Genomic DNA, 19,724 nt, shown 5'->3' with positions numbered 1-19,724 from the left:
GCACGTAGAAACACCGAGCCATGACCCGCTGTTGCTGTTGCCGTTGCTGTTGCTTCAGACGTTGCTCGCAAGCAGTCGCGGCCGCAGGCCGCGCGGACCCCTCACAGATGCCGCAATTCCTGCTTCAGCATCGCCACGCAGCGGCGGCTGACTTCCAGCGGCTGCTTGCCATGCCTCAGCATCGCCTGCACCTGCCCACCCGAGCCACGGCGCAGTTCCACCAGCTCGTGACGCGCCACCAGGCAGTTGCGATGGATGCGGATGAAGCGGCTGGCGAACTCCTCCTCCAGCGACTTCAACGATTCCTCGATCAGGTCTTCGCCGCGCGCGTGGTGCACCACCACGTACTTCTCTTCGGCCTGCAGGTAATGGATGTCGTCCAGCGGAATCAGCCGCAGGCTGCCGCGCAGGCGTGCGCACAGCATGCTGCGTGCCTGCTGCCCGCTGTTGTCCTGCGGCTGGCCGTCGCGCCCGGCCAGGAAGGTACGTGCACGTGCGATCGCGGCAGCCAGGCGTTCGGCACGCACCGGCTTCATCAGGTAATCAATGGCCGCCGCCTCGAAGGCCGACAGCGCATGCGCGTCGTAGGCGGTGCAGAACACCACTGCCGGCCGTGGCTCGAAGCTGGCCAGGTGGCGGGCCGCTTCCAGGCCATCCAGCCCCGGCATCGCGATATCCAGCAGGACCAGGTCCGGCTGCAGCTCCGCGCAGGCGTGCAGGGCCTGCTCGCCGTTGCCGGCCTCGGCCACCACGTCAACGCCGTCCTGCGCCGCCAACAGGCTGCGCAGGCGCTCGCGCGCCAGCGGTTCGTCATCGGCGATGACTACCCTCACGATCGTCCCCTCACTGGATCGGCACCGTCACCTGGCAGGCATAGTAGCCCTCGCTCCAGCCGGCCGTCATCCGCGCGGCACTGCCGAAGCGCCAGGCCAGCCGATGGCCGATGCTGTGCTGGGCATGCCCGGCACCGCGCGCCAGCGCCAGCCCCGGGGCCTGCGGATCGGGCGCGGGATTGCGCACGCGGATCTGCAGCTCCTGGCCCTCGCGCACCAGCTGCAGCTCGATGGTGCCGCCTTCGGGCAGGCGCGAGATGCCGTGCAGCACGGCGTTCTCCACCAGCGGCTGCAATACCAGCCTCGGCAATGGCAGGTCCCACGGCAGTGGTTCGTCACGCTGCCACTGCACCTGCAGGCGCTCGCCCAGGCGCAGCGATTCAATCGACAGATAACGCTCGGCCAGCTCGCATTCGTCGCGCAGGGTCGAATCGCCCTCGCCTGCGCCCAACGCGGCACGGAACAGATCGGACAGATCGAGCACCGCGCGCTCGGCCACTGCCGGATCGCGATGCAGCAGGCTGGCGATCAGGTTCATGCTGTTGAACAGGAAATGCGGGCGGATCCGCGCCTGCAGCGCATCGGCCTGCGCGCGCGCGTTGGCCTGCACCTGCGCGGCCCAGCGATCACTCACATAGAAATAGCGCAGCGCCAGCGCCGTGATCAGTGCAGTGGTGGCCGCACTGCCCAGGGTGAAGCGCCAGAAGCTGATACCACTGGCGAAGTTGTCCCCCAGCACCGCGTACAGCGCATGCACGATGCCGGCGCAGACCACCGCGATCAGGGTCGCCAGGGCGATCGCCGCGACCGCCCCCAGTACCTGCGGCAACCTCGACAACGCCTGCCGCAGCAGGCACAGGCTGGCCGAGACCGCCAGCGCCAGCCACAGCGCGAAACCGCTGGCCGACAGCAGTTCACCGAAGGTCCAGTGGCGACTGCCGTCGGGCGCCAGGGCCAGCACCACCACCACCAGCTCGGCCAAGCCAAGCATCGCCGCCAACCGCGGCAGGCGGCACAGCTCCGGCATCCACGGCGGTGTGCTGGCCGGGGCCATGGCTCAGGCAGCGCCCAGCCGTTCCTGCAGCCAGTCACCCAGCGCCTGGATCTCTTCGGCGCAGACCTGGTGGGCCATCGGATAGCTGTGCCATTCCAGTTCGAGGCCCAGCGCCTGCAGTGCCTGCGCGCTGTGTACGGCCACCGCCTGCGGAATCACCGGATCGCTGCTGCCATGGGCCATGAACACCGGCACCTGCACGGCACCGTCAACTCGCTTGGCGCTTTCAGCCTCGGGCAAATAGGTGGACAGCGCGATCAGGCCGGCCAGCGGCGCGGTGCGTGACAGCGCTGCGGTGAGGATGATCGCCCCACCCTGCGAGAAGCCAGCCAGGAAGATCTTCTCCGGCGCGATGCCACGCTCGATCTCACGTGCGATCAGCGCGTCGAGCTGCACCACCGATTCCTGCACGCCGGCCATGTCGGCGCGCGAACGGAAGTCCATGCCGACGATGTCGTACCAGCCACGCATCGGCACGCCGTTGTTGATGGTGATCGGCCGCACCGGCGCGTGCGGGAACACGAAGCGCAGCGCCGGCCAGTGCGGCCGCACCAGTTCCGGCACGATCGGTGCGAAGTCATGGCCGTCGGCGCCGAGGCCGTGCAGCCAGATCACCGACCACTGCGGCGAGGCGCCGGTTTCCTGTTCCACCGTTTGCAGCATGATGCGGCTCCTTCAAGTTCGAGCCGCATTATGCCGCTGGCGCGGGGCGATCAGTACAGCGGCGGTTGCTCGGCCGCTTCCCGGCGCAGCTGTGCGGCGCGTACCAGCACCGGCGGCGGGATGTTTTCCTCGGGAATATCAAGCAGGCCAAGGCGGTGCAGGAAGGCGCCCGGGCCGCGCGAGGAGGTCAGTGCCACCACCGGCACCGCCAGCACCATGCCGATCACCACCGGCGCCATCCACGCCGCCAGCGACGGCGATACCGCCCAGGCCAGCACGCCCATGAAGGCACCGAACACGCCCAGGCCACCGTAGCCACGGATCAGCGCCAGCCACGAGATGCCACCGTCGTCGCGCTGCTGTGCGTCCCAGCCCGAGTCGCGGCCGGACAGCACTTCGGCCACGCCGCGCGACTGCACGTACATCACTACCGGGGCCATCAGCGCGGCCAGCACGGTTTCCACCAGCATCGAGACGAACGCACGGATCGCCCCCCCGCAGCCGCGCCGGTCGACCGGGTCCAGCAGCATCGCCAGGTAGCCCAGCACCTTGGGCAGCAGCAGCACCGCCATGGTGGCGGCGAACAGGCGAACCACCTGTTCCTCGTCCTGGGCGCGCCAGTACACGCTGGGCGACAGATGCAGCAGGGCGTTGAAGTCGATGCCCTGCTGGAACAACGGGATGGCGATGCCGATCAGCATCAGCATCGCCCACATCGGCGCGGTGAAGTAATGGCCGATGCCGATCAGCATGTGGGTGCGGCTGATCCAGTGCAGGCCGCGGCTGCCCACCACCTTGCCGTGCTGCAGGTTGCCCTGGCACCAGCGGCGGTCACGCACCAGCAGGTCGGTCAGCGTCGGTGGGCCTTCCTCGTAGCTGCCCCCCAGGTACGGCACCATGTGCGCGGCCCAGCCGCCACGGCGCATCAGCGCCGCTTCCACGAAATCGTGGCTGAGCACGTGGCCGCCGAACGGCTTGCGCCCCGGCAGCGCCGGCAGGCCGGCGTGGTCGGCGAAGGCGCGGGTGCGGATGATCGCGTTGTGGCCCCAGTAGTTGCTCTCGGCGCCGTGCCACCAGGCCACCCCACGGGCGATCACCGGGCCGTACACGCGGCCGCCGAACTGCTGCATGCGGGCGAACAGGGTGCGGCCTCCGATCACCGACGGCAGCGTCTGGATCAGGCCGACATCGGCGTTGTGCTCCATGCCTGCGACCAGGCGCACGATGCTGTCGCCGGTCATCAGGCTGTCGGCGTCGAGGATCAGCATCTGCGGATAGGCACCGCCAAAGCGGCGCACCCAGTCGGCGATGTTGCCGGCCTTGCGCCCACTGTTGTCGCCACGGCGGCGATAGAACAGTCGCGTCTGGCCGTCCGGCACGCGGTCGCGCAGTTCGGCGAACACCTGCTCCTCGGCGCGCGCGATGTCCTCGCGGCGGGTATCGCTGAGCACGAAGAAGTCGAAGCGCTCAAGCTGGCCGGTGGCGGCCACCGATTCATAGATGGCCTGCAGGCCCGCCAGCAGGCGGCGCGGATCTTCGTTGTAGGTCGGCATCAGCAGCGCGGTGCGGCTGTGCACGGTCGGCAGCGGCTTGTCCGGGTCGATGCCGAGGCGGTAGCCACGGTCGAACACGGCGGTCAGGAAGCCCGCCAGTGCGCTGGCGAAGGACAGCGCGATCCAGGCAAACAGGCCCACGAACAACACCAGCAGGCAGGCTTCAAGCACGCTGATGCCATTGGTCGACAGCACCCGCCACATCATCCGCGTGGCCACGGCGGTCATGCCCAGCGTGCCACCGAAAATGTAGAAACGCCGCAGGCCGATCAGGCGCGGCGACGTGCGATGCCGGCGGACCTTGAGGGCGCCTTCGCGCAGGGTCTGCTCGGGCATCTGCAACGGAGATTCAGCAGGCAGCAGCGCCCAGCCGGCATCCAGCCGGGGCGCATCCGCTTCCGCGTGGATGGTCTGACCCCCCATCACCGCCTACTCCGCACGTTCGGCATGGCCGGCCATCCCGGCCGGGCTGCATGCACGAAGGTTCCCGGCGCGCCTTCCCGGCGCCCGCACTTGTCCTGGCTGTGCCGGCCCTTGGCCGCACAGTCGATGTCTGTCACTACCGGAACCCACACGATCTCCAACGGGGCGGAATCGAAAATGCGGCCCAGTCTAGGGCGCCGGATGTAAGCCGGGTGCGAAGGCCTACGCCGGGAATTATCCCCATTCAGCAAACAGCAGGCGATGACGCCCCGCAATCGATGTTGTCGCTTCGTCACCACGGGTACTGGATCGTAACAAACGCGAACGGTTATCATTTCATTAACCAGGCAGGTCGACGTCTTCCCGACGGTTGAGACCCACCCAGCCGCGCCGGCGCCGCCGCGCGCCGACGACCCATGGAAGGGGGCTGCCTGCTGTCTGCCTGCGCCTGCGCTTCCACCGGGTCTCTCCTACTCCCATGGAAGCCGTCATGTCCCTGTCATTCCGTTCCCGTTCCGCGCACCCCACGCGCAGCCGCCTGGCCGTCGCCGTTGCCACCACCTGCCTGCTTGCCCTGCCCGGCCTGGCCGCCGCCGAGGCCGCCGCCGATGCGTCCACCAAGGATCTGGACACCGTGGTGGTCACCGCCTCGGGCAACCAGCAATGGATCAAGGATGCTCCCGCCAGCATCAGCGTGATCAGCCGCGAGGACATCGAGCGCCAGCCGGTGCACGATCTGGCCACCCTGCTCAGCCGCGTGCCCGGCGTGACCGGCGGCCTCAGCGCGGCCGGCGAGCAGTCCAAGATCAAGCTGCGCGGCATGCCGTCCAACTACACGCTGGTGCTGGTGGACGGCAAGCGCATGGGCAGCTCGGCCTCGACCAACTACCGCCCCGACCTCGGACGCCAGGACCTGAACTGGATTTCGCCGGACCAGATCGAGCGCATCGAAGTGGTGCGCGGGCCGATGTCGTCGCTGTATGGCTCCGACGCCATGGGCGGCGTGATCAACATCATCACCAAACGCATCGGTGATGACTGGAACGGTAGCGCCACCCACAGCTACACGCGACCAGGCGACGACAAGCGCGGCGACACCCAGCAGATCGGCGCTACGTTCTCCGGCCCGCTCGGCGAGCGCTTCGGCCTGCGCATTGGCGCCAACAGCATGCGCCGTGATTCCGACCGGTCCAATGGCGGCGTCTACGGCAATGCCTATGCCGGCGAGAAGGACCGCAATGTCGACGCGCTGCTGCAGTGGAAACTCAGCGACGCGCAGGAACTGTCGCTGGAAGCCGGCCACGGCGTGCAGCAGGCCTTCATCGATGCTGCACTGGAAAAGCAGGACGAAGGTGCATGGGGTGCCACCGAACTCAAGCGCAGCTCGCTGGCGCTCAACCACGATGGCAAGTGGCGCTTCGGTAACTCGAAGATCAGCGCGTACTGGACCGAGTACAAGAACGACATCGGCGCCACCGGCCGCTCCGAGGCCACCGACACCATCATCGAAGGCAGCCTGACCACGCCGTTCACCCTCGGCGTTGAACACCAGTTCGCCGTGGGTGGCCAATGGAAGCGCCAGGAGCTGACCAACACCGACACCATCGGCCGTGCACCGATCGACTATGCCGGCAACGCGGTCAGCGGCTCCGATCTGGAAGTGGACACCTGGGCGCTGTTCGTCGAGGACGAACTGAAACTGCATCGCACCCTGGCGCTGACGCTGGGCGCACGCCTCGATCACCATGAGAAATTCGGCGGCCACGTCAGCCCGCGTGCCTACCTGGTCTGGCACCCGGCCGAGCAGTGGACGATCCGTGGCGGCGTCTCCAAGGGTTTCCGCGCCCCCAGCCTGACCGAGAATTCGGCGACCGCCGCCACCCAGTCCGGTGGCCGTGGCTGTACCTCGCTGATTCCGCTTGGCTATACCCGTGGCGGCTGCTACATGGCCGGCAACCCGGACCTGGACCCGGAAACCAGCACCAACCGCGAGATCGGCGTCAGTTTCGACAACGACTGGGTGGATGCTGGCCTGACCTATTTCCACACCGACTTCAGGAACAAGATCGAGTACGCCCCGCTGGGCCAGTTCAACGGCATCTGGTGGACGCGCATGAGCAACGTGCAGCGCGCGCGCACCAGTGGCATGGAAGGCAACCTCAATTTCCGCTTCGGCGAGCACTGGCGCTGGCGCACCTCGGCGACCTGGATGAAGGAAGCCAAGAACCTGACCACCGGCCGCAACCTGATCGACACGCCGGAGTTCTCCGGCTATTCGTCGCTGGACTGGACGCCGAGCTCGGCATTCTCCAGCAGCCTGTCGGCGCAGTACACCGGCAAGCAGGACGGCGTGGCCACCACCTTCCTCAAGGCGTACACGCTGTACGACCTGACCGCTGCATGGAACGTCAACGAGGTGCTGACCCTGCGCGGCGGTGTCAGCAACCTGGCCGACAAGAAGCTCTATGCCGAAGGCTCCACCGACTACTTCGTGGCCGGGCGCAGCTACTTCCTCAGCATGACCGCGCGGTTCTGACCGGCGGCGCGCCGCGATCGCGCTGGCGGTGGGCCAGCGCGATCGACGGTGTTGCGGGTTACTCGCTTTGCAGTGCGGCCGGTGCCGCAGTGCGCGTGGCGGCCGTGCGTGCACGGTCCATCGCCACCGCCAGTTGCTGGCGTGCGAGCAGTTGTTGTGCCTGCACCACTTCAGGTGTCGGCAGGAGCACCGGTCCCGGTGCGTTTTCCGGTGTAGCAGGTGTGGTCATGCAACCTCCATGGACATCCCGCCGCCGCACGGATTCAGCTGGGGCGGCAGCGGAACTCCGCACCCTATCCTAAAAACAAGGCGGATGGGTGACGGTGCGGCGCCCGGCCGCAGCACCGCGCCGGCCATACGCTTGGATTCCCGGTGCCGGGGAGCATTCCTGAACCTGTTGCCGTATGCACGGTACATCGCCATGGCCGCCCCGGCCGCCGCCCGGAGGCTCACGCCGCGCGGCGTGCCACCGCCACCGGCCCGGCCTGCAGGCGGAAGCGCGACACCGCCACCGCCAGCTGCTCGGCCTGCTCCTCCATCGCCCGCGCGGCGGCACTGGCTTCCTCCACCAGCGCAGCGTTCTGCTGGGTGGTCTCGTCCATCTGCACCACGGTCTGGTTGACCTGCTCGATGCCGGCCGACTGCTCGCGCGAGGCGGCCGAGATCTCGGCCATGATCTCGTTGACCCGCCCGACCTGGCCGACGATCTCCTGCATGGTGCGACCGGCGCCATGCACCAGTTCCGCGCCGGCGCCGACCTGCGCGACCGAGGCGTCGATCAGCTCCTTGATCTCCTTGGCCGCGCCGGCCGAGCGCTGCGCCAGCGCGCGCACTTCGCTGGCGACCACCGCAAACCCGCGGCCCTGTTCACCGGCACGTGCCGCTTCCACCGCGGCGTTCAGCGCCAGGATGTTGGTCTGGAACGCGATGCCATCGATCACCGAGATGATCTCGGCAATGCGCTGCGACGAGGCCTCGATCTGCTCCATGGTCTGCACCACCTGGCTGACCACCTGTCCCCCTTCGCTGGCCACGCCGGCTGCGGAACCGGCCAGTGTGTTGGCCTGCAGCGCGTGATCGGCGTTCTGGCGCACGGTGGAGGTCAGTTCCTCCATCGACGCGGCAGTCTCTTCCAGGTTCGCGGCCTGCTGTTCGGTACGCCGCGACAGGTCGCTGTTGCCGGCCGCGATCTCGCCCGCTGCCAGGCGGATGCTGGCCGCGGACTGCTGGATCTGCCCGACGATCCCGGTCAGCTGCTGCACGGTGCTGTTGGCGTCGTCGCGCATCACCGCGAACACCCCGTGGAAGTCACCCTGCATGCGGGCAGTGAGGTCACCGGCGGCGATCGCGCGCAGCAGCGTCGACAGCGCGGCCAGGTTGTGGTCGCTGACCTGCATCATGGTGTTCAGCGTTTCCACCATGCGGCGGAAGTCGTGGTCGAAGCGCAGCGCGTCGCCGCGCACCGCGAAATCACCGGCAGCGGCGGCCGCGGCCAGCTGCTGGATCTGATCGTTGATCGCGGCCAGGTTGCTCTTGGTGGTGGCCATCGCGGCGCTGAACACGGCCTTCTCGCCCGGCAGCGCCTCCATGTCCACGCTGAGGTCGCCCACGGCATAGCGCTGCATCACTTCGACCAGGCGCTGGGTGACGGCATTGCTGGAGGCCACCAGCTGGTTGCTGTCGGCCACCATGCGGCCGTACTCGCCCGGGAACGCCGACGCGTCCATCCGGTAGCTGAGCTCGCCGGCGTCATGACGGCGGGCCATTTCCGCCTGCGCGGCCATCACCGCCTGCAGCTGGCCGCGCATGCCCTGCATCGCCTCCAGCAATCGTCCCACTTCGTCATTGCTGCGCGCCGGCAGGGTGCTGTCCAGCTTGCCCGCCGCGACATCGCCGGCCACGCGCACGGCTTCGGCCAGCGGGCGGATCGCCAGCCGGCGCAGCAGCACGTAGACACCCGCGCTCAGGGCCAGGGCCGCCACCACGCCGACCAGCAGGGTCAGCCACAGCAGCTGGCGCGCCTCGGCCACGATCACCGCATGCGGCATCACCACGCCCAGCGCGAAACGCTGCGGGGCGTCGCCCACGCGCAGCGGCACGTACACGCGCACGTTGCCGGCGGCATCCGGGGTGAAGGCTTCGAAGCGGCGGTCGGCGGCGATGTCCGCCAGCATGCTGCGGGTCAGCGCGTCGCTGCGCGGCTTGCCGATCTCGGCGGCGTTGGCCGAGGCCAGCACCACGCCCTTGGGCGAAAGCAGTTCGACGCGGCCGGCGCCCATCGGCGTCAGCGTGGCCAGGTGCTTCTGCAGCGCCGCCAGCGAGAAGTCGACGGTGAACACGCCGAGGAAGGTGCCCTTCTCGATGATCGGCGTGCTCAGTGTGCTCATCAGCACCTGCTGGCCACCGATGTCGTAGGCATAGGGTTCACTGACCTTGGGCAGCTTGTCGCGGCTGGGATCCATGTACCAGTCGGCCGAACCATCGGCGGCTTCGGTGTAGTCCGTCATCGGCGACTGCTGCGGTGCGCCGTCCTGCCAGGCCCAGTAGCTCATGTAGCGCCCGGTGGCATCGTGCGCCTCGGTGTTGACGAACTCGGCGTCCTTGCCGTCGAACGCATCGGCTTCCCACATGGTGCTCTTGCCCAGCCATTCCGGGTGGGTGCGCAGCTGCTCGCCGAGCACCGCCGCCAGGCTGGCGCGGTCGGGTACATCGCCGCGCGCACGCTGGGCGAGCACGGCTTCGACCATCGCGTCGTTGCTGGCGAAGGCCGTGCCCAGATCGGCCGCGACCTGGCGCGCTTCGGCGTTGGCTTCGCTGGTCATGGTCTGGCGCGAGGCATCGATCAGGCTGGCGCTGGCCTGGCGATAGATCAGGAACGCGGTCAGGCCGAAGCACAGCAGTGCGATCACGGCGGTGCCCAGCATCAGCTTGTGGGCGATGCTGCCCGGGCGTCGGGCAGCGGCGGAACGGGAAGGAGGCATGGAAGGGTCCGCTAGGCAGTTCAGGATGACCGGTGCCGCGAGGGCACCGCGCAGGCGCGCGATCCGTCGCGCAGGCCGCCGGCCGCCGGGGCATGCCCGGCGCTGGAAGCGCACCGGGTTAGCGGCCGCCTGCCAACGAGGTTGAGGCGGCCCGCCTGCACATTCCTGAATCTGCTCAGGGACGGGTCAGCAACCCGCCCCGCTGCCGCCCTACTCGGCTACGCGATCCTTGATCCACTGCGCCCGCGGCAGCACTTCGATGCTGCCGGCGGCGTACTGCTGCAGCACATCGTCCGGGCCGAACCGCGGCTGCCAGCCCAGCTCGTTGCGGAGGCGGGCACTGTCGTAGACGCGGTCGATGCTCATCGGCAGCGGCCAGCCACGGCGTTCGAACTCTGCCAGCAGCTGCGGCACGCGCCGCGCCAGCACGCTGCGCGGCTGGGTGGCCAGTTCCAGGCAGTCCTCGCGCCGGAACGGCGTCGGCGCACAGGCGATGTAGCGGGCGAAGGCGGCACCGTCATCAAGCAGCAGCGCGGCATGCGCACTGGCCACGTCACGCGCGTCGATGCCACGGTGCAGGCGGAACATCGCCATGCGCTCGGGCGGCTCCGGGAAGCAACGGCCCATGCGCAGCACGCGCACGCTGAAGCCCGGTGCCGCGGCGGCCATGGCCAGGGCTTCGGCCTGCAGCTTGCTGCGGTGATAGATCGTGCGTGGCAGGGGCTCGGTGTCTTCATCGATCCAGCGGCAGCCTCCCGCCACCACCGCATGCCCGTACAGCGCGGTGGTACTGGTCAGCACGAACCGCCGCGCACCGGCCTCGCGCGCGGCCTGCAGCAGGTGCGAGGTGGCCTCCACGTTGATCTGCTGGAACACCGCATCCGGCACCAGTCCCACATGCGGTGCGTGCAGGGCGGCGGTGTGGATCACTGCGTCGACGCCACGGACAGCGCGTTCCACGGCCTGGCGATCGGTGACATCGGCGATGATGCGGGTGGTGGCGAACGGGCTGCGATCCAGCCCCACCACTTCGTGGGCGGCCGCGAGTGCGCCGAAGATCGCACGCCCGATCCGTCCGGAACTGCCGGTCAACAGAATCTTCATTGAGTCCATTCGCTCGAAGCGCCCGGGAACTACCGGGATGATTCGATTCTAGGCAAGCGGCATGTCGTCTGCGATAGCCGGATGTTGCAAAAACGCGTTCATCGTGGCGACGTTGGCGGTGCCAACAGCTGCCGCGCGATGAACAGCGGATCATCACCGCCGGGCACATCCGGCGTGATGCCGGTCCGTTCCCAGTTGCCGCCGGTACGAAGGTTGATCGGCTGACGGTCCGGAATGCTGATCTGATAACCATCGGGCAGCTGCACAGGATCATCGAACATGTGCGCGGCACCACCGCTGCGGCTACCGACGATGCGTGCGCGCCCCACCGCCTGCAGCGAGTACGCGACGAACTCGGCCGCCGAGCCGGTGCGACGGTCGATCAGCACCACCAGCGGCTTCAGGTAGGGCGGCAGGCTGGCCGGCGGCAACCGCACCGCGGTGCGCCGCCCGCGCTGTTCCAGCGCCTGTACCTCGGTGATTCCCGGCTCCAGCAGGGTGCGCACCAGCAGGTCCGCACTGCCATCATCACCACCGCCGTTCTGGCGCAGGTCCAGTACCAGGCCGTCGGTATCGGCCAGCAGGCTGAACGCTGCTGCCAGTTTTGGCCGGGCCAGGTCGATCGGATAGAAGGTGCTCAGGCGCAGGTAGCCGATGTTGCCCTCCAGCACCCGCACCTCGCGCACGCCCGCACCATTGCTGCGCGCGTCCGCGCGCCAGACCATCAGCCAGTCGTCCTGGCCGGCATCGGCGTCCACGCGTTCCACATGGAAGTGGCCATCGAACACGTCCAGATCCTGTTTCAGGCGTGCGCTGAACGCCTGCGGGTCCGCGCAGCTGTCCGCATAGCGCCGCTGGCTGGACCAGCCGCGCACCGCCGCGGCAATGCGGGCACCTTCGGCCTCGTCCAGGTACTGCGCCTGTATTGCGGTGGCCGCGGCCTGCAGCACCGCATCCTGGGACGGGCATGCCGCCGCCAGCAACGCACCCAGCATCCACGACGCCGCCATGACCCCACCCCGCATTGATGATGTATAAGCGCTTATATATCATCGCGATCATGGATCTCCAACATGCCACCCTGGGGACGCTGCTGCGCGCCCTGCTCGATCAGCTCGACCCGGCCGTCGAACAGGCCTACCGCGATCTGCAGCTGGACTATCGGCCGCGCTACACCCCGGTGCTGCGCACGCTGATGGCGCAGGGCCCGTGCCGCATCAAGGACCTGGCACTGGCCTGCGGGCTCAGCCATTCGGCGCTCAGCCAGACCGTGGCAGCGATGGTGCGCGACGGCTGGCTGCACAGCGTCATCGGTGAAGACAGCCGCGAGCGCATCCTGCAGTTGAGCCCCCATGCGCTGCGGGCCGTGCCGGCGCTGCAGGCCCAATGGCAGGCCACCGCGCATGCGGCACGCAGCCTGGAGGCCGACCTCGGCCAGTCGCTGGAACAGGTGCTGCGCAGTGCCTTGCAGGCGCTCGAACAACGCCCCTTCGCGCAGCGCCTGCGCGAGGCACGCGAAGGCTGACACGGTTCGGCGCCGCTGCGGCCGATGGCGGCCGATGGCGGCCGGCCGCTTGAACCCGGTGCGCAGGCCGCGTGAAGACAACTGCAAGGATGGCGACCTGGACTTAGCGCGCGATGGCCAAGCATGGCCGCTGTCGCCGACGACGGCGACGCCCACACCGCAGGAGGATTCACATGACTGGCCAGAACCCGCGCAGCTCCACCCGGGGCTTCGCCTCGATGGACGGGGACAAGCAACGTGCGATCGCCGCCAAGGGCGGACGCGCCGCGCACGCCTCCGGCAACGCGCATGAATTCAGTCCGGACGAAGCCCGCGTCGCCGGCCGCAAGGGCGGCGAAGCGATCAGCCGTGACCGGCAGCACATGGCGGCGATCGGCCGCGAAGGCGGCCACGCACGCCACGCCAACGCCCGCCAGCAACAGCAACAGGCATCGCTCGACCCAGCCGCAAAGGATCCGCAACGCCAGCAGGGATGAACGCTGTGCGGTCAGCGCGCAAGGCGAAGTCGGCGCAGGCCGATGGCCGCAAGCAGGGCCACCACGCCTGCCACCGCCATCGCCCACCCGAAGCCACTGGCCATCGCGCTGCGGTACCAAGCCACCACCTGGGGCGTCGAATACGTCGAGCCCGGGTGCAGGATCAGCCCGCGTGCATGGGCGGCCAGCCCTGGCTGCCCGGCGGCCAGTGCGGACGCGGCAAACTGGCGTACCGCACGCAGGCCCATCAGGCTGCCCAGCAGCGCGATGCCCAGGCTCATGCCCGCCTGGCGCAATGCATTCATGGTGGCTGACGCGATGCCCGCGCGCTCGGCCGGTACCTGGACCATGACCGCCATGCCAGTGGCGGGTACCGCCAGCCCCATGCCGATGCCCAGCAGCATCAGCAAGGCACTGGCCTGCCCGCGCGACGTCGCGGGCTGCAACGTGGCCATCGCGCACAGCGCCACGGCGACCAGCACATAGCCGCAGACCAGCGCGGTGTGCAGCCCCACGCGTACCACCAGGCGACCGAACAACAACGAGACGACGCCCATCAACAGGAACTGCGGCACCAGCTGCGAGCCTGCCGAGGCTGCGCTGAGCCCCTGCGCCTGCTGGAAGAACAGGGACAGGAAAAACAGGCTCGCATAGGCGGTGAATCCCAGTACGAACGAAGCCAGGTTGAGCATGCCGAAACGGCGATCAGCAAACAGGTCCAGCGGCAACAGCGGGCGTGCCACCCGGCGTTCGACCAGACCGAACAACACCAGCCCGGCGCCGGCGATGCCCAGCGCCGACAGCGTTGCCGGCGCCAGCAGGCCCTGCTCGCCGATCGCGATCAGGCCATAGCTCAGCGCACCCAGTGCAACGGCGCTGAGCAGCTGCCCCGCCGGGTCCAGCGCGGCATGGTGTGGATGCCGCCGCTCCGGGATACCCCACGCGCCGAGCACGAGGGCAAGCAGGCCCAGCGGCAGGTTGATCAGGAAGATGCTGGGCCAGCCGGCGCGCTGCACCAGCACGCCGCCCAACAGCGGGCCGAGTACCAGGGCCAGCGCACTGAATGCCGACCAGCCCCCGATCGCGCGCGCACGCTGGCGCGGATCGGGGAACGCATGGCTGAGGATCGGCATGGCGCTGGGAATCAGCAGCGCACCGGCGATGCCCTGCACCACGCGCCCGGCCACCAGCGTTTGCAAGTTGCCGGCGCAGGCGCACAGCAACGACCCCAGGGTGAAGGTGGCCACGCTGAGCAGCCACATCCGCCGATGCCCATAACGATCGCCGAGCGGGCCCGCTGACAGCATCAGGGCCGACAACGCGATGGCATACGCGTTGATCACCCACTGCAGGCCGGCCATGTCGGTGTCCAGCGCCTGCTGCAGGGTCGGCAGGGCGACGTTGACGATGCTGATGTCCAGCGAGGCGAGGAAGGTGCCGAGGTAGGCCGCCAGCACCAGTGCCGGTCGTCGCAAGCGTTGCATGTTCGGATCCCGGGGGAGGACGTGCGCGCATCGTAGCCACTGACTGACCGTCGGTCAATGACCGACGGTCAGTCACTCCCGAGGCAGGGCTAGAATGGCGGCCGACACCTCCGGATCCACCCACGATGCAGCCCCCCGCCGTCGCCAGGCCTCGCACCAAGCCCGCCGAAACCCGCCAGGAAGAACTGATGGACGCCGCGCAGGCGCTGTTCCTGTCACAGGGCGTGGAGGCCACCACCGTCAGTGACATCGTGGCCGCAGCCGACGTGGCCAAGGGCACCTTCTATACCTACTTCGCCTCGCGCAGCGAGATCCTGCAGGCATTGGCGCAGCGCTATACCCGGCACTTCATCGAGGACGTCGACCAGGCCGTGCAGCAGCACCCGGCCGCGGATGGCGTGGCACGCCTGCGCGCCTGGATCCGCGCCAACATCGAAATCTACGTGCGCACGCACGCCGTCCACGATGTGGTCTTCGTCCATCACCATCATCACCAGCGCGGCAATGCCGAACGCAACGCGATCCAGCAGCAGCTGCTGTCGATTCTTGAAACGGGAATGACCGCCGGCCTATGGCAGTTGCCGTCGCCGCAGGTCACCGCCTCGCTGATCTATGCCGGCGTGCACGGCGCCACCGATGACCTGATCGCCGCACCCGCGCAGGACGCCGACGCCTTCATTGCCGCCGTGGTGGACGACTGCCTGCGCATGGTCGGCACAGCGCCGGCCGCGACGCATCCCTGACCCGCAACCCGCCGCTCAGCAATGGGCGAGGATGTTCAACAGCCTTCCGAACGGATCGCGCACGAAGAAACGGCGCACGCCCCAGGGTTCATCGGCCGGGCCGTACTCCAGCACGATGCCGGCCGCGCGCATGCGCTCCAGCACGTCCTGCAGATTGTCCACCTCGATCGACAGGTCCGGCACTGCGGTGCCGGAGCCGCCTTCACTGGCAAAACTGACCTGCGCCAGGGCACTGCCCTGCCCGCCGTGGGTGACGATCCAGCCGTGGTCCATCACCACCGGCATGCCGAGAAGGTCGCCATAGAAGGCAGCGGCGCGTTGCGGATCGGGCGTGGCGATGTTGGCAACGACGCGCCTGACAGCCATGGCATTTCCCTTTCCCGGAAGACGCATCGAGAGTACCGCATCGATGCCAGCGTCACCTCCTGCAACAGAAGAGCCCCGTCGATGACGGGGCTCCAGGCGGCATGGAACTTAAAAGGCGCGACTCACACGCCCATGCACAGGTCCACCACGCAGGTGTTGTAGGCCTGCTGGCACTCACCGGCATCCACACCGCTGGCCAGGCACATCTGATAGGCCCGCCAGCACGGCTTGTCACAGGGCTCGACCGGCCCTGCCACTGCCACCGAACCGGTGCAGGCCAGCGCGAACACCGCACCGGCGACCATCTTCTTCAATGCACGCATCGTCATCACTCCTTGATAAGCCTGGTGAGCCCAGGCCGGCCCACCGTAGCGGGGCCGCCGGGAGGCGAGGTGAACACCCGCGTCACGAATCCTTAACCAGTTCATAAAATTTCCTTCACACGACTGGGGGACATCGGCCTGCCTTGGCGTTAACGGCGTTGTTGTCCGTCAACCAAGGAAGTTGTCCGATGAATCACCCGCTGCACGGCCGTTCGTCCCGCTCCCTCCCGCATCGCCCGCTGGCACTTGCTGTTGCCAGCTCGCTGCTGCTGGCCACCACCTTGCCGGCCATGGCCAGCGAACCACTCGATACCTGGCAGCATCAACGCCAGCTGCAGGCAGCGTGGGCACGGCCCGTCGCCGATGTGGCGTCGGCTTCCACGGCGCCCACCGCCACCGCGCCTGCGACGGGAAGCACCGCCCTGCTCGGCAAACCCGGCGATGCAGCCAGCTGGCGCAGCGATGAATTCAACGCCGATTGGGGACTGGCCGCGATGGGCGCCGACTACGCCTACGCGCGCGGCCTGACCGGCCAGGGCGTGCGCCTGGCCCTGTTCGATTCAGGCTCGGCACTGGCGCACCCCGAATTCGCCGGGCGCAACACCTCCAGCATCACCATCGGTGCGGACTGCGCCACGCCCGGCGTGGTGGCCGGTGCCGGCGCATGCGGCCAGACCCGTGGCGAGCAGCCGGGCTACAACTACTACGGCCTTGGCCCCGGTGTTCCCGCCGCGCTGGCCGCACGGCTGATCGCCGCAGGCCAGCCCTATGGCTTCAGCTACGCCGACCATGGCACCCACGTGCTGGGCACCATCGGTGCCAACCGTGATGGCAAGGGCATGCACGGCGTGGCCTTCGGTTCGAACCTGACCGCTGCCCGCGTCTTCGGTGATACCTATTACGAGTGGCGCCTGGACCCGGACAATTTCTATCGCCCGCGTGCGCTGTACCGCACCGATCCGGATGACGCTGCCACGCTGGACATGTATGCGCAGATCCAGGCGCAGGGCGTGCGCGCCATCAACCACAGCTGGGGCATCTCCACCCGCAACATGACCGCCGCCGCGCTGGACGCGCAGTATGCGGCGATCGGTGATGGCTACGACGTGTACGGCAGCATTTATGCCGGCAGCGGCGACAAGCCCGGCTCCACGCTGATCCAGGTCTGGTCGGCCGGCAACGGCAGTGGTGCGGTGGCCGGCATCACCGCGTCGATGCCGCGCTGGAAGCCGGAAATCGAACCCTACTGGCTGGCGGTGGCCAATGTGCGCCGGCCCAATGCCGCCGCCGGCGAAACCGACTACGTGATCGACGGCAGCTCCAGCATCTGCGGTGTCGCCGCCAACTGGTGCATCTCCGCCCCGGGCACCGACATCCTCAGCACCATCGTGTCCGGCGAGATCAAGGGCCGCATCGAGAACACCTCGGCGTACGTGCGGCTGATCATCGACAGCGAGAACACCCAGTACACCTACGGCACCAAGACCGGCACGTCGATGGCCGCACCACACATCACCGGCGCCCTCGGCCTGTTGATGGAGCGCTTCCCGTACCTGGACAACGCCCAGGTGCGCGATGTGCTGCTGACCACCGCGCGCGATCTGGGTGCGGCAGGCATCGACCCCATCTACGGTTGGGGCATGGTCGACCTGCGCAAGGCCATCGAAGGCTATGGATCGCTGCGGGTGGATACCAACGTGGTGATGAACCAGAGGGCCGGCGGCCTGAAGGTGTGGGAGGGCGATGCATGGGATGACTGGACCAACGCCATCGGCGGCCCCGGCAAGCTGACCAAATCCGGCATCGGCTGGCTGCGCCTGAGCGGCGACAACACCTTCAACGGTGCTGTACTGCGCGAGGGCACCCTGGAGTTGAACGGCAGCAACGCGCTCACGTCGGCGGTCGACGTGCAGGGTGGCCAGTTCCTGCTCAACGGCAGCCTGGTCTCCACCGCGCTCACCACCCACGGCGGCGTCAGCACGGTCAGCGCCAGCGGCGTGCTGAAGAACAGCAACCTGACGGTCGACGGCGGCGTGGTGTCCTTCAACGGCACGCAGACCGGTGGCACCACCACGGTCGGCGCCAACGGCCTACTGAAGGGCGTCGGCACGCTGGGCAGCACCCGCGTCGATGGCACCATCGCCCCCGGCAACTCCATCGGCACGCTCACCATCAACGGCAACTACGTGCAGGGTGCGAGCGGCGTGTTTGCCGCCGAACTGGCCCCGGGCGGGCGCAGCGACCAGCTGCACGTGACCGGCACCGCGACCCTCGGCGGCACCCTGGTGGCGTTGCCGGAGCCGGGCACCTACTACCTGGGCGAGCAGTTCAACTTCATCCGCGCCGACGGCGGCGTCAGCGGCCAGTTCGCCAGGACCGACTTCAGCGCCTTCTCGCCGTTCCTGCAGTTCAGCCTGGCCTACGGTGCCAACGGCGCCCGCATCGACGTCGCACGCGGTGCGCTGCTGGCCAGCGCGGCCAGTACGCCGAACCAACGCGCGGTCGCCGCGGCCGCCGACGTGCTGGCGATCAACCAGGGCCTGCCCAAGCCGCTCACCCAGCTGTTCCCGCAGCAGGTCGGCGGCGTGCTCGATGGCATCGGTGGCGAACTGCACGCTGCCACCGCGCTGGCCCTGGTCGAAGGCAGCCGCCACGTCCGTGATGCCGCGTTGTCGCCCCGCGCGGGCGCGGCGGCACCCGGTGCGGAGCCGGGCGACGCCACCGGTGCATGGGTGCAGGCCATCGGCGGCAACGGCAAGCTGGATGGCAATTCCAACACCGCGCGCACCGACACCAACAGCAACGGCGTGCTGGTCGGCGTCGACCGCGAGTTCGGCGGCTGGCAGATCGGCGTATTGGCCGGCACTGGCCGCACCGACGTGAAGCAGCAGGAGCGTCGCGCCCGGTCGAAGATCGACAACACCCATTTCGGTGCCTACGCCAGCCACAACTGGGGCGGTTTCGGCCTGCGTGGTGGCGTCGCATGGAGCCGCAACGAAGTGAAGAGCAACCGCGACGTGGCCTTTGCCGGCTTCAGCGACAGCCTGAGCGCGCGCTACAACGCACACACCCGCCAGGCCTTCATCGAGGCGGGCTACCGCTTCGGCGGTGCCGAGGGTGGCCTGGAGCCGTACCTGCAGGTCGCACGCGTGGAGGTGGACCTCAAGCAGATCGACGAGCGCGGCGGTGCGGCGGCACTGCACGGCAAGGTGGATGACACCGGCACCACGGTCGCCACCGCCGGCGTGCGCTTCGACAAGGGCCTGAAGGCATCGTTCCAGCAGGACAGCTGGCTGCACCTGCGCGGTGGCGTGGGCTATCGCCGGGCCTCGGGTGACCGCAGCCAGGTAGCCAACCTCGCCTTCGCCAACAGCACCACGACGTTCGCGGTCGAGGGTGCACCGATTGCCGACAATGCGGTCGTGGCCGAGTTGGGCCTGTCGGCCTGGCTGACCCCGCGGCAGCAGCTGGAACTGGGCTACAGCGGCCAGTTCGGCAGCGAAAGCCGCGATCACGGTGCCAATGCCCGCTGGTCGATCCGCTTCTAGTCACGTGCCCGGTTAGTCACGTGCTCTCTTGACGGGTTGGGGCGGCCTCGCGGCCGCCCCTTTTTTATGCGCGTCCCCCTGGACAAAGGTGGCCGGGGCAGAACACTGCCCC

16 protein-coding genes are annotated in these 19,724 nt (G+C 68.5%); 5 read left to right on the top strand and 11 right to left on the bottom strand.

The genetic code is table 11. The annotated features are described in order from the left end of the window. Positions 1-101 precede the first annotated feature (101 nt). The 4 genes from QRO93_RS02720 to mdoH are packed head-to-tail and all read right to left on the bottom strand — an operon-like array spanning position 102 to position 4,526. Positions 102-833 carry a LytTR family DNA-binding domain-containing protein gene (locus QRO93_RS02720; RefSeq protein ID WP_053450872.1) on the bottom strand — a complete coding sequence of 244 codons (732 nt, stop codon included), beginning with the start codon at positions 831-833 and terminating at the stop codon, positions 102-104. A gap of 10 nt (positions 834-843) precedes the next feature. Continuing rightward, the gene (locus QRO93_RS02715) at positions 844-1,887 is read right to left on the bottom strand and encodes a sensor histidine kinase (RefSeq protein ID WP_006471622.1); all 1,044 of its coding nucleotides are present in this window, start codon (positions 1,885-1,887) and stop codon (positions 844-846) included. A gap of 3 nt (positions 1,888-1,890) precedes the next feature. Then, the gene (locus tag QRO93_RS02710; RefSeq protein WP_080374968.1) at positions 1,891-2,550 is read right to left on the bottom strand and encodes an alpha/beta hydrolase; all 660 of its coding nucleotides are present in this window, start codon (positions 2,548-2,550) and stop codon (positions 1,891-1,893) included. 50 nt (positions 2,551-2,600) lie between these two features. Further along, positions 2,601-4,526, bottom strand: coding sequence for a glucans biosynthesis glucosyltransferase MdoH (gene mdoH / locus QRO93_RS02705; protein WP_053450874.1), 1,926 nt, complete (start codon positions 4,524-4,526; stop codon positions 2,601-2,603). Positions 4,527-5,016: 490 nt separating this feature from the next. Here mdoH and QRO93_RS02700 point away from each other — a divergent pair, with 490 nt between their 5' ends. Next, on the top strand, positions 5,017-7,062 hold the full coding sequence (locus tag QRO93_RS02700) for a TonB-dependent receptor domain-containing protein (RefSeq protein ID WP_180879617.1): 2,046 nt from the start codon (positions 5,017-5,019) through the stop codon (positions 7,060-7,062). A gap of 58 nt (positions 7,063-7,120) precedes the next feature. Here QRO93_RS02700 and QRO93_RS02695 read toward each other — a convergent pair whose 3' ends face one another. The 4 genes from QRO93_RS02695 to QRO93_RS02680 form a co-directional block, all read right to left on the bottom strand. Next, positions 7,121-7,291, bottom strand: coding sequence for a hypothetical protein (locus QRO93_RS02695; RefSeq protein ID WP_180879615.1), 171 nt, complete (start codon positions 7,289-7,291; stop codon positions 7,121-7,123). A gap of 220 nt (positions 7,292-7,511) precedes the next feature. Next, complete coding sequence (locus QRO93_RS02690; protein WP_180879612.1) at positions 7,512-10,043, bottom strand: methyl-accepting chemotaxis protein; 2,532 nt, start codon at positions 10,041-10,043, stop codon at positions 7,512-7,514. Positions 10,044-10,253: 210 nt separating this feature from the next. Beyond that, complete coding sequence (locus QRO93_RS02685) at positions 10,254-11,147, bottom strand: NAD(P)-dependent oxidoreductase (RefSeq protein WP_180879610.1); 894 nt, start codon at positions 11,145-11,147, stop codon at positions 10,254-10,256. A 98-nt stretch (positions 11,148-11,245) separates the two neighbouring features. Then, positions 11,246-12,157, bottom strand: a complete 912-nt coding sequence (locus QRO93_RS02680; RefSeq protein WP_180879608.1) for a S41 family peptidase — start codon at positions 12,155-12,157, stop codon at positions 11,246-11,248. A 50-nt stretch (positions 12,158-12,207) separates the two neighbouring features. Here QRO93_RS02680 and QRO93_RS02675 point away from each other — a divergent pair, with 50 nt between their 5' ends. Together QRO93_RS02675 and QRO93_RS02670 are read left to right on the top strand one after the other, a co-directional pair. After that, entirely contained in the window at positions 12,208-12,672 is a 465-nt protein-coding gene (locus QRO93_RS02675) for a MarR family winged helix-turn-helix transcriptional regulator (RefSeq protein WP_053450879.1), read from the top strand. A 173-nt stretch (positions 12,673-12,845) separates the two neighbouring features. After that, entirely contained in the window at positions 12,846-13,148 is a 303-nt protein-coding gene (locus QRO93_RS02670; protein ID WP_049457930.1) for a KGG domain-containing protein, read from the top strand. Between the two features lie 11 nt (positions 13,149-13,159). Here the strand turns inward: QRO93_RS02670 and QRO93_RS02665 are convergent, their stop codons facing one another. Beyond that, positions 13,160-14,632, bottom strand: a complete 1,473-nt coding sequence (locus QRO93_RS02665) for an MFS transporter (protein WP_053450880.1) — start codon at positions 14,630-14,632, stop codon at positions 13,160-13,162. A gap of 125 nt (positions 14,633-14,757) precedes the next feature. Here QRO93_RS02665 and QRO93_RS02660 point away from each other — a divergent pair, with 125 nt between their 5' ends. Next, complete coding sequence (locus QRO93_RS02660; protein WP_180879606.1) at positions 14,758-15,375, top strand: TetR/AcrR family transcriptional regulator; 618 nt, start codon at positions 14,758-14,760, stop codon at positions 15,373-15,375. 15 nt (positions 15,376-15,390) lie between these two features. Here QRO93_RS02660 and QRO93_RS02655 read toward each other — a convergent pair whose 3' ends face one another. Both QRO93_RS02655 and QRO93_RS02650 read right to left on the bottom strand, forming a co-directional pair. Then, positions 15,391-15,741, bottom strand: coding sequence for a VOC family protein (locus tag QRO93_RS02655; protein WP_180879604.1), 351 nt, complete (start codon positions 15,739-15,741; stop codon positions 15,391-15,393). Positions 15,742-15,863: 122 nt separating this feature from the next. Then, on the bottom strand, positions 15,864-16,064 hold the full coding sequence (locus QRO93_RS02650) for a hypothetical protein (RefSeq protein WP_006472022.1): 201 nt from the start codon (positions 16,062-16,064) through the stop codon (positions 15,864-15,866). Between the two features lie 188 nt (positions 16,065-16,252). Between QRO93_RS02650 and QRO93_RS02645 the strand changes: the two genes are divergently transcribed. Next, a complete protein-coding gene (locus tag QRO93_RS02645) occupies positions 16,253-19,612 on the top strand; it encodes an autotransporter domain-containing protein (protein ID WP_285303938.1) in 3,360 nt (1,119 codons plus the stop codon). Positions 19,613-19,724: the final 112 nt, after the last annotated feature.

The sequence above is a fragment of the Stenotrophomonas maltophilia group sp. Smal17 genome (genome assembly GCF_030237045.1).
GTDB classification, from domain to species: Bacteria; Pseudomonadota; Gammaproteobacteria; order Xanthomonadales; family Xanthomonadaceae; genus Stenotrophomonas; species Stenotrophomonas forensis.
Note: the sequence above shows the minus strand (reverse complement) of the source record. Positions and strands in the feature narration are given on the sequence as shown.

What these genes read in the sequence shown, in the direction of transcription:
- QRO93_RS02715 (WP_006471622.1), bottom strand. Translation starts at nt 1,887, where the DNA reads ATGGCCCCGGCCAGCACACCGCCGTGGATGCCGGAGCTGTGCCGCCTG.
- QRO93_RS02710 (WP_080374968.1), bottom strand. Translation starts at nt 2,550, where the DNA reads ATGCTGCAAACGGTGGAACAGGAAACCGGCGCCTCGCCGCAGTGGTCG.
- mdoH (WP_053450874.1), bottom strand. Translation starts at nt 4,526, where the DNA reads ATGGGGGGTCAGACCATCCACGCGGAAGCGGATGCGCCCCGGCTGGAT.
- QRO93_RS02700 (WP_180879617.1), top strand. Translation starts at nt 5,017, where the DNA reads ATGTCCCTGTCATTCCGTTCCCGTTCCGCGCACCCCACGCGCAGCCGC.
- QRO93_RS02695 (WP_180879615.1), bottom strand. Translation starts at nt 7,291, where the DNA reads ATGACCACACCTGCTACACCGGAAAACGCACCGGGACCGGTGCTCCTG.
- QRO93_RS02690 (WP_180879612.1), bottom strand. Translation starts at nt 10,043, where the DNA reads ATGCCTCCTTCCCGTTCCGCCGCTGCCCGACGCCCGGGCAGCATCGCC.
- QRO93_RS02685 (WP_180879610.1), bottom strand. Translation starts at nt 11,147, where the DNA reads ATGAAGATTCTGTTGACCGGCAGTTCCGGACGGATCGGGCGTGCGATC.
- QRO93_RS02680 (WP_180879608.1), bottom strand. Translation starts at nt 12,157, where the DNA reads ATGGCGGCGTCGTGGATGCTGGGTGCGTTGCTGGCGGCGGCATGCCCG.
- QRO93_RS02675 (WP_053450879.1), top strand. Translation starts at nt 12,208, where the DNA reads ATGGATCTCCAACATGCCACCCTGGGGACGCTGCTGCGCGCCCTGCTC.
- QRO93_RS02670 (WP_049457930.1), top strand. Translation starts at nt 12,846, where the DNA reads ATGACTGGCCAGAACCCGCGCAGCTCCACCCGGGGCTTCGCCTCGATG.
- QRO93_RS02665 (WP_053450880.1), bottom strand. Translation starts at nt 14,632, where the DNA reads ATGCAACGCTTGCGACGACCGGCACTGGTGCTGGCGGCCTACCTCGGC.
- QRO93_RS02660 (WP_180879606.1), top strand. Translation starts at nt 14,758, where the DNA reads ATGCAGCCCCCCGCCGTCGCCAGGCCTCGCACCAAGCCCGCCGAAACC.
- QRO93_RS02655 (WP_180879604.1), bottom strand. Translation starts at nt 15,741, where the DNA reads ATGGCTGTCAGGCGCGTCGTTGCCAACATCGCCACGCCCGATCCGCAA.
- QRO93_RS02650 (WP_006472022.1), bottom strand. Translation starts at nt 16,064, where the DNA reads ATGCGTGCATTGAAGAAGATGGTCGCCGGTGCGGTGTTCGCGCTGGCC.
- QRO93_RS02645 (WP_285303938.1), top strand. Translation starts at nt 16,253, where the DNA reads ATGAATCACCCGCTGCACGGCCGTTCGTCCCGCTCCCTCCCGCATCGC.